Origin of the sequence: Collimonas sp. OK412 (genome assembly GCF_900112135.1) — a bacterium.
GTDB classification, from domain to species: Bacteria; Pseudomonadota; Gammaproteobacteria; order Burkholderiales; family Burkholderiaceae_D; genus Collimonas; species Collimonas rhizosphaerae.
This window is the reverse complement of sequence record NZ_FOLC01000012.1, coordinates 152824-165956: the sequence shown is the minus strand read 5'-3', so window position 1 is coordinate 165956 and position 13133 is coordinate 152824. Positions and strand designations below refer to the sequence as shown.

Annotated in this window: 10 protein-coding genes and 1 pseudogene; 5 read left to right on the top strand and 6 right to left on the bottom strand. The window is 48.9% G+C overall.

The features are described 5' to 3' along the window. Nucleotides 1-84: 84 nt before the first annotated feature. Nucleotides 85-330 (top strand): annotated as a pseudogene (locus BM062_RS25940) (IS21 family transposase); the annotation flags it as partial. 215 nt (nucleotides 331-545) lie between these two features. On the opposite strand, the gene BM062_RS14485 reads toward BM062_RS25940, so the two are convergent. Together BM062_RS14485 and BM062_RS14480 are read right to left on the bottom strand one after the other, a co-directional pair. After that, nucleotides 546-1397, bottom strand: a complete 852-nt coding sequence (locus BM062_RS14485) for a hypothetical protein (protein WP_092397989.1) — start codon at nucleotides 1395-1397, stop codon at nucleotides 546-548. Nucleotides 1398-1405: 8 nt separating this feature from the next. Further along, on the bottom strand, nucleotides 1406-2857 hold the full coding sequence (locus BM062_RS14480) for a GIY-YIG nuclease family protein (RefSeq protein ID WP_092397987.1): 1452 nt from the start codon (nucleotides 2855-2857) through the stop codon (nucleotides 1406-1408). Between the two features lie 211 nt (nucleotides 2858-3068). On the opposite strand from BM062_RS14480, the gene BM062_RS14475 reads away from it, so the two are divergent. The 4 genes from BM062_RS14475 (at nucleotide 3069) to BM062_RS14460 (ending at nucleotide 8134) form a co-directional block, all read left to right on the top strand. Beyond that, a complete protein-coding gene (locus BM062_RS14475; protein ID WP_175501011.1) occupies nucleotides 3069-4058 on the top strand; it encodes a DUF4238 domain-containing protein in 990 nt (329 codons plus the stop codon). Nucleotides 4059-4172: 114 nt separating this feature from the next. Next, nucleotides 4173-5654: a DUF262 domain-containing protein gene (locus BM062_RS14470; protein ID WP_092397983.1), complete on the top strand. Its 1482-nt coding sequence runs from the start codon at nucleotides 4173-4175 to the stop codon at nucleotides 5652-5654. Continuing rightward, nucleotides 5654-7600: a DUF262 domain-containing protein gene (locus tag BM062_RS14465; RefSeq protein WP_092397981.1), complete on the top strand. Its 1947-nt coding sequence runs from the start codon at nucleotides 5654-5656 to the stop codon at nucleotides 7598-7600. Before BM062_RS14470 ends, BM062_RS14465 begins: the two co-directional genes overlap by 1 nt. Nucleotides 7601-7870: 270 nt before the next feature. Continuing rightward, nucleotides 7871-8134: a transposase gene (locus BM062_RS14460; RefSeq protein ID WP_092397979.1), complete on the top strand. Its 264-nt coding sequence runs from the start codon at nucleotides 7871-7873 to the stop codon at nucleotides 8132-8134. A 528-nt stretch (nucleotides 8135-8662) separates the two neighbouring features. On the opposite strand, the gene BM062_RS14455 is transcribed toward BM062_RS14460, so the two are convergent. The 4 genes from BM062_RS14455 to BM062_RS14440 all read right to left on the bottom strand — a co-directional run bounded on the left by BM062_RS14455 (nucleotide 8663) and on the right by BM062_RS14440 (nucleotide 12994). Beyond that, nucleotides 8663-9796 carry an ABC transporter substrate-binding protein gene (locus BM062_RS14455; protein WP_092397977.1) on the bottom strand — a complete coding sequence of 378 codons (1134 nt, stop codon included), beginning with the start codon at nucleotides 9794-9796 and terminating at the stop codon, nucleotides 8663-8665. Nucleotides 9797-10014: 218 nt separating this feature from the next. After that, nucleotides 10015-11295, bottom strand: coding sequence for a TRAP transporter large permease (locus tag BM062_RS14450; RefSeq protein WP_092397975.1), 1281 nt, complete (start codon nucleotides 11293-11295; stop codon nucleotides 10015-10017). Further along, a complete protein-coding gene (locus BM062_RS14445) occupies nucleotides 11292-11864 on the bottom strand; it encodes a TRAP transporter small permease (protein WP_092397973.1) in 573 nt (190 codons plus the stop codon). Before BM062_RS14445 ends, BM062_RS14450 begins: the two co-directional genes overlap by 4 nt. A gap of 125 nt (nucleotides 11865-11989) precedes the next feature. Further along, on the bottom strand, nucleotides 11990-12994 hold the full coding sequence (locus BM062_RS14440; RefSeq protein ID WP_092397971.1) for a TRAP transporter substrate-binding protein: 1005 nt from the start codon (nucleotides 12992-12994) through the stop codon (nucleotides 11990-11992). Nucleotides 12995-13133: the final 139 nt, after the last annotated feature.

Sequence of the window (13133 nt, the reverse complement as noted above, 5' to 3'; positions counted from 1 at the left end):
ATAATTGAATTTGTGGGCACAATTCATTTCGCACCCAATTCAATCATGCGGACATCGGATCAGGCAGTACAGACGTTACTGGGAAGACGCTTACTTTCAAGAAATACCGTTAGACGGTACATACGCTCTGAAACCATCGAGCCCGTCTATGCGGACAGAAAATCACCAAGCGCTCTTGATAAGTATGCGTTCAAGCTATCTACTTGGCTTAGAACAGAATCGACCAAATCTCGAAAACAAAAACGCAGTCTGAAACAGATGCACGTAGATCTTTGCGCCTTGGGATATGAAGGGTCGTACGACCGTGTCGCAGCGTTTTCCAGGCGGTGGAAACTGGGATCAGTTAGAGAGGGTCAATTTAGCGAGCAGAGGAACACTTAGTCCTCTTAGTGCACCACATAGAGAGAGGCCTAGGTGGTGTCGGCCTCGTTCTAAGAAGAAATCTTATTGTTGCCGCCAAAAACGACAAGGGCGCCAGATAAGATGGCGCCCTTGTCTACAGTCTCTCTGAGACTTTAAGTCTGCACTGGTTGTCCAGCAGCGTTTTATCGATAAAGATAAGCTAGGCTAGTTGCGCCCATGATGAATGCACCGATTGAGATGGCGTTGCGCTTGAAGAACGCGGGCAGCGCGTTCTGGCGAGCGGCATCGTCGGCCAGTGATTGGTAACGTTGCATCATCTGTTCTTGCGCGGTGCGAAGTGTTGTGATCTCCTTGGCCTGGTGCGCCAGCGTATTGGATAACACTTCAATATGCTCGTTGGCCGCTTGAGTCGTCGCAGTCAGATTGTCGTTCTCCTTGATGACGGCGTCTAATCCCTCTCCAATTCGTCCCAGCATATCAATGTGCTTTTGGCGATCCTCTTCTAAGGTGCGAAGTTTCGGATACACATTGTGTAGTTCTTCGCCGAGATCTTGTAGCCACTTTTGGTGCTGCTCGACCATGTCCTGAGATGCCATCTGTGCCGCAACGTGGTCACTTAGCGCCTCCACAATCGCGATCGCCGCTTCACGTTGGCTCTCATCCATCGTGTCGGTGTCAGTCTGAAGCAGTTCAATTTTCTTGACTAAGGCGTCATGAAATTCACGGAGAAATTGGTTCTTCTGTGTCTGAGTTTTCAGAATAGTTTCTAGCACCCTTTGACTGACCTTTAAGCTGGCTGCAGTTTTCTCAATCAATTTGGCGAGATTTTTGTCACTTGTTCCAGAAATGCTAGACAAAATCGCCGAGAAGGTGCCTTTATTGGCAAAATCTGAGGCGGCGATGTTGACCTCGCCAGCATTAGCGATTGCGACTTTAAGATCATCGAGGCACAGGTCTAATTCGGTCTTAAGTTGATTGACGGTCAGCGGATTTCTCGTGATCGTGCTGATTGCATAGTTGTTTGCGGAAGTCATGTCAGCGATTACTTATTGAGAAGAGCGTTGATATCGAGTTTGGTTTTAGGGCGATGCTCTGACAATTTTTTGGTCTTCTCAATCGTATCGTTTTTAAAGTCGTTGTGCGAAACGATATAGGTTTCTAGAGAGGCCAGCATCTGGAACTCGGTCTCGTGGACAGATACCAATGCCTCAAAGGCCTGACGCTGGGCTTCAATGGATTCTTGGAAGCCGCGTTTGACTTTAATCAGAAACTCGATGGCCTGTGGAACGAAGCGCTGCAGGTAATGGCTAGACAATCCAAAGCCGATGGCCGACAGGACCGCCGACAAGTACGGAGCAACTGGTCCGACGAGAGGCACGAGTTGCGCCTCAATGACCGGATCTAATGCGTCAAAGAGAATCATGGTGCCGCTGATGATGACCGTTTCGCTGATCTTCTTGACCAATTCTTCGGTACTCAAAGTTTGCGCGCCTTGATACAAATTCCAAGCTGAATTGGCAAGATCAAAGATATTTCGTGCCAACATGCAGATTTGCTGGAAAGTCTTTGAGATTGCATTGACGACAAACTCAAATAGTCCCTTGAAAGCTTGGAATGAATTTGAAATTAAGCGCTCCAATACAGCCCAGATCTTTTTCATAAATCGCTCAAGCCTGACAGCAAGCTTGGCGGTTCCGCCCAAAAAGACATCAACAATCTCGTCTTTGAGTGCCTTGATCATGACTGCGCTTAATTCTTCGAGCAGCACTGCCGCACTGTTTTTTAGGCCCTCTAGCGCCGCGCCTCCCACCAAAGTCGCTGTGCGCTGGGCTGAGTCCTTCATCTTCTTGGCTTCAATATTTGAGCGCGTACCCTGTTCGTTGAGGAGCTCCTCTTTCTGATTGATTTTGGGGACATGTTCCCGAATCAAATGGGCCTCTAGTGCTGCAGCAGTGGTGGCGGACTCCATGTTGATGAATTTGACGGTACAGCCTTCCGAGAACTGCTCGGCCAGCTTATAAGGCTTGCCAGAGGTTTCCCCTTGTTTGAATTCATTGAGATGACCGGCGTGCCAGCGCTGGCGCAGCTTGCCACTATCTCCAACATACACAGGCGTGTTGTGTTGGTCATAGACCACGTATACCCCAGGTGTATTGGGTACATGCTGTAAGTCTTCGGGAATGCCATTCTTAATGGAGAATTCGCCGTCGAACTTTAAGGTGTTAAGTGATGTGATGCCATGGCTGAGGCTTTTTTGAATCATTTCTCGCCACGCAACGCCACGATTGGCAACGTCTTGCACGCTCTTTGCGGACGTGGCACCCAGGGTATCTTCGACGGTGTTTTTAAGGTCAGTCTTTTTTTGACCCGCCTGCGAGTTTCGCTTATTGCGAAAGCCTGCGATCAGCTTTCTATTTGTATTGTCGATGGCACGATCAATAATGAGCCTTGCCAGCGGAGACAACGTTTTCATTTCGGCGCTTTTCTTATCCATGTTTTCCCCTAATGGACAGCTATTAGCATCGCCTAAAGACAATGCACCCCGCGAATATAATAAGCGAAATTAAAAGAGAGGGTGGTGCAGCGGTGCTAAGTGCTAAAGCCAAATAGTTCGAGTTTTAAGCTTTCAAAAAATGCTCATTGCAAGGGGCCGTATGTGGCGTACTTGATTTATGATGAGCCGATTTAGTTTTGGCCATCCATCTATGCGAAAGAAAAATCATCATTACATTCCGCAAGTGTATTTGCGTAGTTTTGTCGACGCTCAAGGAATGGTGCAGGTGTACCGAAAAGATGATCCGGACAAAGAGATTCGCCTCGCACCTAAAAACGTAGCTTTTCATAAGTTCTATTATTCCCAGCCAACGCCTGAGGGCGGTGTTGATGATGAACGATTAGAGAATTTATTTTCTGAGGTGGAATCTAGGTGGCCAGATGTCTTATCTGTCTTAAAAGGGCGAGTGGATGCTAACTCGGTCATTGAGCCTTTGATGGGATTTGTCGGTCTTCAACGTGTGCGGGTGCCTGCGGCCAGAGATGTGGCAGAAGCTACGTTAGCCGCACATGTGAGAGCGGCTGGGCGCTCCATGGATGCACAGGGATTGTTTCCGGCTAAGCCTGTGCCTCTTCTTAATGTGCCGAATCTATGGGATGAGCTAAAAATCTCCATTGATCCACATCGCTCCATCCATGCCATGCCAGGGATGTTGATAGCCGTGGGTGAGCTGACGAAAAGAATGGGTTTTGCGGTTATTCATAATGGTTCAGGACTTCCTTTTCTGACCAGTGATAACCCGGTTTGTTGGTATGACGTCAGTGTGAAACCCGAACAGCGCGAACCTTATGTGTCACCATCGGATGGCCCGATCGAGTTCATTTTCCCGCTAACGCCTTCGATGTTGCTTTATGGTGCGACTGCACTATCTGCTGACTATGCGCGCAATGGCCTCACACATATGGATCTCACTGACGCGGACGTGGTCCGGCAGTTTAATGAGACGATTTGCCGGTTTGGTTATCAAGCCATCTTTGCGCAGGCTAAAGGGCAGCAAGAGTTAATCCGTCAACACTGCGACGTTTCGCCTGTTCCGGTGATACAAGAGATTTTGCTTAAAAAAGGCGTGACCATCGTGGGCCGGATGAAATTTGACAAGCGCCAAGAGAAGGCTGTCTGGCGAGGGGAATCTCAGATCTAATGTTTATACGCGTGGGGGGGAATGATCATTGCGTTTGATCGTATTCATCCCACGTATGTGTCAATAAGGGGGAATGTGCATGGGTAATCCTCCAATACTTTAGAGAGTAATGCATTGGGACAAAGTGCTAGAGGTGGGCGGGGGCGCACCCGGGAAATTGTTGTTGCAAGTGTTTCGCTCGCGGATTTGTTCAAAGGCGGGCGAATTTTCTCTGACGATAGGAATGATATTCAGGGACATTTACATATCCCTGAATATCAGCGCCCTTATCGCTGGGACGAGGCGCAGCTTAAACGTCTGGTCAGTGATCTGGAGGTCTTTTTTTCGGCTGCGAATAAGCGATCAACTCCCAATGTCTTTTATTTGGGAAGTGTCGTTTTGCATCAGCGAGTGCAAAAGGAGCCATTCAAGCGGTATTTAGACATCATCGATGGGCAGCAGCGTCTGACAACTATCGCTTTGTTGGCATCTGTGTTGAATCAACACAAATGGACTTCCGATCTGAAATTCTCTGCGCCGGAGAGTCAGAATCGAATTATTAAGAACCTTGCTTGGTTTCGGAGTCGGTATGAACACCAGCCGTTGCCGGAAATTGATCTCGCAAAAATTAACGTCACGCTAGTTGTGACGTCGTCCGAGGATGATGCCTATCGGTTCTTCGAGACCCAGAATACTGGGGGGAAACGACTTGGCGGCCGAGATATTATCAAAGCATTTCATTTGCGTGCCGTGAGCGCTCGCGAACGCGATGCTTATGCTAAGTCTTGGGAGAATCTAACGGAAATTCAAGCCGTTATCGACTCTGTGATGAGAGTTCGGCTTTGGAATAGCCTTCGTTGGCGTGAGCTGGCAAGCGAACGTGATCCGGTGAAGGTACGTGATCAAATCGTTTTTGAGCTTGCCGAAGATACGACTCACTTAGCCGGAGACATGGGATATCAACAAATTGCTGTTGATTATTCGGCTGATCGCAGAACGTACAAAGGGCCGAGAACGGGGTATGACGTTCGTCAACCTATTTCGGCTGGCGTCAATTCAATTCACTATTTGACGTATTTGCATTCTCTTCAGCACGCAATCTTCCACAAAAAGTCCAGCCATATCGCCGACGAGACGAGCGATATTGGGCAATTTCATGCCCTTTACTGTGGCTTGGTGATTGAGTCCAAAGGCAGCATTCATTTAGAGCGTTTTTACCGGGCCGCCATTTTGCTCTACGTCAGTCGGTTTGGCGTGACACATCTGGTGGAAGCAGGATTACATCTATTCCGAGTGATCTTCTCCAAGCGTTTAGAAAACCAACGCGTCATTAGAGAAAGTACTGCGCAGAGTCACGCGTATGCGACACCCGTGATGGACTGGATTGGATCAAGTTATTCGCATGCCGAACTGATGAAATTCTGTACAGAGTTTGAGTATAAAGTGGACACGAACAATCTCAAGGAAAATGGCGTGAAAGGTAAGTTTTATCGTCATGTCAAAAAGTACTTCTCGATTGAAGACGAGGAGGACTCGGCGAAGGGGGCCGCGCGATACGACATGGCGTTGCTTGCAGCGATTAATCGGCGGGTTTTGCAGCATAAAGGGGGCCAATAATGAACGGCGGCGTTAAGACATTTATACAGAATATTGGCTATCTTCAAAGTGCCCGGATATCGTTGTTAATTCCAAGCTATCAGAGACCATACGTTTGGTCCGAAGATGATGTCATTAAATTGCTCAATGACATCGTCGCAGCGTCAGAGGCGAAGGAGCCGCATTACTACATCGGAACGATCGTTTCCTCCTCCTTATCGCGTAGTCCCTCTTTTCGTCGGGCTGAGCTTGAATTGATTGATGGGCAGCAGCGAATGACAACGCTGATATTGCTGTCCGTGGCATTCGCACATGTCCGCCCTGGGGGGAAGCTGGGGCGTTTTGCGTTGATCGACAGTGTGCCGCGGTTAAAATTTGCCATTAGGGACAATGTCCAGAGTTTGTTCGAACTCTGGACAGGGATTAGAGACAAGATTGCAGCCAATGACGATGAGATTGCCAGCGGCGAATATACAAAATCGATCTACGCTGCTTTGGTCGCATTAGAAAATCGCCTGAGAAGTCTTGCTCACGATAGAGGGGATTCATTCCTCGAAGACATCGAGCAGTACATCGTTGACCAGGTCCAATGGGTCAATAACGTGATGCCCCGGGATATGGACGTCAATCGCCTCTTTACGACCATGAACACTGGCGGGATACAGCTAGAGCAGAGCGACATCTTGAAATCGCTATTGCTCAAGAAGATATCGCAAGATAGGCATCGTTATGACGCCATCTGGCAGGCATGCGAGAACATGGGGAATTACTTTGAGCGAAATGTGCGGAAGATCTTTTCCCAGGCAAAGTGGGATTCGCTGGGAAACACAGATCTCGCAGCTTTTTCAAAAAGAAAATTTAGCTTAGAGAAGCAAGATCATCAGGTACATGAGGGATTGTCAATTTCGGAGCTGGCCGAACGCAGTGCAATACTCGCAGACACCGAGGCGGTATCGGATGACGAAGAGGTTAATGTGTATTGCCGCTCAACGATCAGTTTCTCCTTACTTCTCGTGCACGCGCTGCGCATTTTCCTTCATCGTAGCAATAAGCCAGATATTGCCACGCGAGTCATTGAGACTCAGCTGAGCAAAAGCTTCTTGGCGTTTGCGCATGAGGCTAGTGAGGACGAGGTTATTGATTTTATTGAGTGTCTGTGGGAAGTGCGTTACCAGTTCGATCAATGGATCGTGAAATGGGTGCGGGAAAGCGAAGAGGAAGAAGAACATTTACGCCTGTCGGCAGTTTCGTGGGGCCGAGAGGCGGGTGGTTATAGGCTCAAGCGCACGTTAAATGAGACTTCAAATCTTAGCCAGCTTCAGAGTGTTCGTTATTTTAGCGGCGAAAGAAGTGCGCAATACTGGCTGACGTCTTTCTTGGGACGATTGCTTGAACGCCCATCTTGGACACTGGCGGAGGTTGAGCATCTATTAGAGGGTATCGATAACCAGCTATCGCTGACGACGTTGACCCAAAAAGAAGCAAGCTTTGCGTTGCTTGGAAAAGGCAATGTCGATGCGGATGACATTGAAGACGTTTGTACCAAACTTTCTCAGCCGCTAGGTACCGCATTTGAGCATTATTGGTTCCAAAAGATCGAATACATTTTGTGGCGCAATCGAAAGAAGGTGAGTTGGTACGACAAAGAGAAATTACGGAAGTATCGAATTACATCGAAAAATTCTGTCGAGCACGTCCATGCCCAAAATGAGCGGCGTGGACGTACCGTAGAGAACCTAGATATGTTCGGTAATCTTGCTTTGCTGAGTCCTGGGGAAAACAGCTCTTTTGGAAATAAAAGTGTTGAGGTGAAAAGATCAGAATTTAATGATCGCCCAAGATATGAGTCGCTAAAGCTGGCCCATATTTTCAATCTCATTTCCGGGGATGATAAGACGTGGAATGATGAGAAAATTGCCAGTCACCAACAATCGATGCTCACGCTATTGCGCCATCACTATGGATGACACGCGATGAGGCGCGGGTAGGGCGCGCGGCATCCTTTGGCGGGGATGCCGCGCTGTCTAGAGATCAGCTGCTTTTGGTTTGACGCATAGCACCTCGTTCTTGTGGCTGGCAGGTCGCCCCATTTCTCACAGTTCTTAGAATCTTGGCACCGATGACGCTCTGAGGGGCGCTGCGGACATGACGATTTCCTATTTTTCCTAGCGTAGCGGTGACCTGCTCCCCGAGATTAGTACGGCACCGATCTAGAGTCTGCCCCATACGGAGGCAGCATGAAGAAACGATTTACCGAAGAACAAATTTTTGGCGTACTCAAGGAAGCTGAAGCCGGTATGAAGGTGGCGGAGGTGCGCCGGAAGCACGGCATCAGCGACGCGACGTACTACAACTGGAAATCTAAGTTCAGCGGGATGACGGTATCCGAAGCCCAACGGCTCAAGGCGCTGGAAGCGGAAAATGCAAGGCTCAAGAAGCTACTGGCAGAAAGCCTGCTGGCCAACGCTGCACTGAAGGATGTGCTCGGCCGAAAGTGGTGAGCCCGCAGGACAGGCGCAGCGCCGTGACGCACATCATGCATGTCCACGGTCTAGGCGTAACCCGTGCCTGCGGGCTGATAGGCATTTCCCGCTCCTTGTATCACTACGAATCCCGTCGTCCTGACGATGAGGGGCTGCGTCAGCGTCTTTGCGAACTGGCAGCCATAAAACGCAGATAACTGACATGGAAATCGGCCCACCGCGTACCGGTTAGCAAGTTTGTTGTTAAGAGAGACTGAATTAGTGGAAAGAAATCGCTGCAGTTAGCATCTTTAGAGGGTGTAGCTGAAAAAGAATATGGCTTACGGAACGCCGTGGATGCTAAGGGTCAGTTAGCATCTTTGTTCTGAGCAACCAGGTGATGGGAACATCAATTAGTTTCGGATGCACATGGCCAAATAGTTTCGGGTACACATGGCCTAAATAAGCTGAAAAGCCAATATTGACGCGCTGTATCCGAAACTATTGTCCATGGTGAAAAAGCTGGCCCATTAGGACAAAGATGCTAACTGGCCAATAAAGTTGCTATCATCGGACGTAGCGTCCGTCTTTCCCTATCATCGTGAATTCGACGAATTCGCTGCCTGTGTGATTTTGCGCAGTGTAAGTAATCATCAACCCTCCCAGATCTTCGTGCCGGATCGACTCCAACGCATGTAAGAATCGATCCCGGGTCAAATTGCTGCCGGCTCTGCGCAATCCCTCTACCAGCACTTTGGCAGAGACGAATCCCTCCATCGCCGCGTAAGAAGCGGTCGCGTGCGTTTTCTTGGCGGCGGCTTCGAATTCTTGTCCCAGCCGAGTGGAAACGAGATCCGGCGGCGGTGTAATCTGGCCGAGAATAATGCCGGATCTTGCGCTGCCGAGTTCTCTGATAAAGGATTCTGAAGAATTGTTTGAAAGGGTCATGATCTGCAACTTACTTCCTTGCGCACGGATTTCCTTGATTACGTCAATGGTGTTTTTGGACGAGCTGACAATGATCAATGCCGCCGGCTTGGCCTTGATGACGTTTGCAGCTGTTGTCTTGTAGTCAGGATTGTCTCTGGCAAATGAGATAATAACTGCGGAAGGAAGCGAATGCGCCTTCATCGCACTGTTAAATCCCGCAAGGCCATCTTGTCCGAAAGTATCGTCGACATGTAGAAGGCCGATGCTCTTGACCCCCGCGAAAATAAAATATTCGACTGCTTTGCCGATTTCCGTTTGATACTTCGCGCGAACATTGAATATCAATGGATTTACCGGATTGTGAAAAACGGACGCCCCTGTCGATGGCGCTATCAATGGCACATGATTTGCCTCCAGAACAGGCATGATTGCTTGGGTATGAGGGGTACCACGGCTTTGAAACAGGGCGAAGACATGCTCATTCTTGATGAGTTTTGCCGCATTGGACGCTGCAAGTGCAGGATCGAATTTGTCATCCAATGTGATCAGTTTTATTTTTCTCCCATTGACGCCGCCATTCGCGTTGACCGACGTGAAGTAGGCGTTGGCTCCCTCCAGCATTTCCTTGACCGGTCCTGCCACAGTTCCGGTAACGCCAATTGTCTGGCCGATCAATATCGTACTGTCAGTAACGCCATCCTCAGCAAGCGCAACCAAGGTTGCACCTGCGAGCACAATAGCAGCGATAGTTTTTCCCAAGCTTTTGAACATGGTATCTCCCCATTTAGGTAAGCCTAAAATTATTTTTTTACACGATGCAACGGGTGACAGAAGCGGTGCGACAATATTGTGGTTTGAGAATGGAACGGCGGTTACGCAGCCAGATGTTTTAGGCTGACTGTCAAATTAAATCGGTCAGGGAAAAGACGCATCGCCGCCATCATCGCTAACGACATATGGCGGCTTTGTGCACATGATTTCAAGACGATTTATTTGTAAACAAGATTGGGCAGGAACATTGTCATTTGCGGTGCATAAGTGATCAAAATCAGGAAAATAATCATGGTAAGCAACCATGGCATGACGGCCTTGGTCAATTCCGTGATTCCCATTTTGGTGATGCTCGATGCGACATACAAATTTAAGCCGACAGGTGGGTGGCACATTCCGACCTCCATGTTGACGATCATCATGATGCCGAAATGGATGGGATTGATACCCAGCTTGACCGCAACCGGGAACAGAATCGGCGCCATGATCAGAATGATTGAGGACGCTTCCATCACATTCCCCGCCAACAATAGAAGTAAATTAACGACCAGCAGGAAACCCACTTTACCCAGTCCCATATGCAGAATGATTTCAGTCAGGGCTTGAGGAACATTCTCTGACGTCATGAGGAAGGAAAACAAGGTTGCATTCGTGATGATGTAGAGCAACATGGCGGACATCGCCGCCGAATCGAGCAATACCTTCGGCACATTCTTGATAGTCATGTCTTTGTAGACAAAAATAGATACCAGAAAGGCGTACACAGCACTCATCGCAGCTGCTTCCGTTGCCGTAAATATGCCGCTGAAAATACCGCCGATAACGATTACCACCAAGAATAATCCCCACGCACTATCGCGAAATGCGTCCCAGCGCTCACGCCAGCTAGCTTTAGGCAAGCGTGGATAGCTATTTTTGCGGGCAATATTCCAGGTCGTCAGGCAAAGCATCCCGGTGAGAATAATTCCCGGAATCAGGCCGGCGATAAAAAGAGCTCCGATTGAAGTATTGGTGGATACGGCATAAATCACTTTGATTACCGATGGCAGCATCAAAATGCCGAGCGCTCCAGAAGTTGCAATCACGCCGGCGCCAAATTTCTTTGGAAACCCCTGCTTGACCATTTCTGGCAGAACTACGGAGCCGATTGCAGCCACCGTTGCTACGCTTGAGCCGCATACCGAGGCGAACAATGCGCAACCGATGACCCCAGCCAGGCCGATACCACCATGCCAATGACCAACCAGCGTTGTCGCAAATTTGATCATGCGCTTTGCCACCCCGCCATGCGTCAAGAAGGTGCCCGCCAGAAGGAAAAACGGGATCGCCATGATCTCGAAATTCTCGATGCCAGTGAACAGTTTCAACGCCACCGACTCAATCGGCACGTTAGTCATCGTGAACAGGAAGGTCAACACGGTCAAGCCGAGCGATATCGAGATCGGCATACCGGTCAGCATCAATGCAAATAACAGCACGAATATAATCAGGGCATTCATGCTTTGAACCCCACGTGTTCTACATCAACGGCGTCTTCGACACCGTCGATGTGTGTGTGATCATGCTTTGGAAGTTCGCCATTCTTGAAGAATTGCCATGTCACTTGCAAGAACCGGAACGACATTAGATACGATCCGAGCGGCACTGCCAGATAGACGATCCACATCGGGATTTCCAGGTCGGCGGACACCGTATCCGTATGGGCAATTTCCCACACGAATTTGGTTCCCAAGGTACCTATGACGCCGGTAAAGAGCGCTCCGGCCAGCAAGCCGAAAATAATGAATTTATTGCGCCATGGCGCGCTCAATTTATTGATCAATACATCGACGCCGACATGGATGCCAACACGCACGCCATAGGCAGCGCCGAATTTCGCCATCCACACAAACATGTAGATGCACAGCTCTTGGGCCCAGCTGGAGTTGATTTTGATGAGTTCATCCTGCACCCAGGGAATTGGCATCCCCGAGGCATAGCGATGTACCACTGCAAGAAAAATAAGAACAGTTGCCATTGCCATCAAGGACGCAATTAGCCACTCTTCCAAATGGTCGAGAAATTTCATGGAATATCCGTAAAGTTCAGAGGCAAGAGGAGCCGGGGCCTCTCACAAAATAATCTTGAATCGCTATGCGCTCAGGCGAATAATTGCAGGCTGCCTGCCGCACTTCTATTGCGTGCCTTGATTATTTATTTGTATCCCAGCTTTGCGGATTCCTGATTGACTGCCGTGATCAAATCCTTGCCGATGCGATTTTCCATTTGCTTCTGCACCGGCAGCAGCGCTTTGCGCCACTCGGTTTTTTCCTGGTCGGTCAAGTTGTAGACCACGGTCTTGCCGGATTTGCGGATAGCCTCCATCGCACTATCGTTCTCTTGCTGTGCGATCGTATTGGCGTACCTGGTAGTCTCTTTCATTGCGCCGTCGAGCTCGCTGCGGATATCTGCTGGCAGGCCGTCCCAGAATTTCTTGTTAACGATGACGGCGTAGCCTAAATAACCGTGGTTCGACATGGCTACATACTTCTGTACCTCATACATTTTTTGCGTGTAGAGATTAGAGGGCGGATTTTCTGTGCCATCGACCACACCTGTCTGCAAGGCCTGGTATACCTCGGAAAACGCGAGCACTTGCGGATTCGCACCTAAAATACGCATTTGCGCATCCAATACTTTAGAAGATTGGATGCGCATCTTCAAACCTTTAAAATCGGCTGGTAAATGCAAGGGCTTATTTGCCGACATGACTTTGAAGCCATTATCCCAGTAGGCCAAACCGGTGATTCCTTTAGGCTCCAGTTTCTTGAAAAGTTCTTTGCCGATCGCGCCCTGGGTCACATCATCGAGCACGTCTCTGCCCGGGAAAATATACGGTAAATCGAATAACTCGAATTCTTTTACGCCCAAAGGACCGAATTTGGCGAGCGAGGGAGCCAGCATCTGTACCGCGCCGAGTTGCAGCGCTTCCATTTCTTCTTTGTCTTTGTATAGCGTACTGTTGGGATAGACCTCGATCTTGACGCGGCCATTGGTTGCTTTTTCCGCCAGTTCCTTGAAGCGCAACGCCGCTTTACCTTTAGGGGTGTCATTCGCGACAACGTGACTGAACTTGATCACTATGGGAGATTGGGCAAATGCGCTTGTACTCACGACAACAGCGGCAGATAGCATTGAAAGCAAAAATTTTAGTTTCACGATGTCTCCTGATTATTAGAAATAATGCATGGTATAAATCCATTTGTGCCATGCATTATCATTAGCAACCCGAAATACCGCAATTGTGGTTAACCACAACAGATTTATTGCCGCAAAGCAGCCGGATTTCTATCATACT

Coding starts and splice junctions, on each gene's coding strand:
- BM062_RS14485 (WP_092397989.1), bottom strand. CDS start 1,397: ATGACTTCCGCAAACAACTATGCAATCAGCACGATCACGAGAAATCCG.
- BM062_RS14480 (WP_092397987.1), bottom strand. CDS start 2,857: ATGGATAAGAAAAGCGCCGAAATGAAAACGTTGTCTCCGCTGGCAAGG.
- BM062_RS14475 (WP_175501011.1), top strand. CDS start 3,069: ATGCGAAAGAAAAATCATCATTACATTCCGCAAGTGTATTTGCGTAGT.
- BM062_RS14465 (WP_092397981.1), top strand. CDS start 5,654: ATGAACGGCGGCGTTAAGACATTTATACAGAATATTGGCTATCTTCAA.
- BM062_RS14460 (WP_092397979.1), top strand. CDS start 7,871: ATGAAGAAACGATTTACCGAAGAACAAATTTTTGGCGTACTCAAGGAA.
- BM062_RS14455 (WP_092397977.1), bottom strand. CDS start 9,796: ATGTTCAAAAGCTTGGGAAAAACTATCGCTGCTATTGTGCTCGCAGGT.
- BM062_RS14450 (WP_092397975.1), bottom strand. CDS start 11,295: ATGAATGCCCTGATTATATTCGTGCTGTTATTTGCATTGATGCTGACC.
- BM062_RS14445 (WP_092397973.1), bottom strand. CDS start 11,864: ATGAAATTTCTCGACCATTTGGAAGAGTGGCTAATTGCGTCCTTGATG.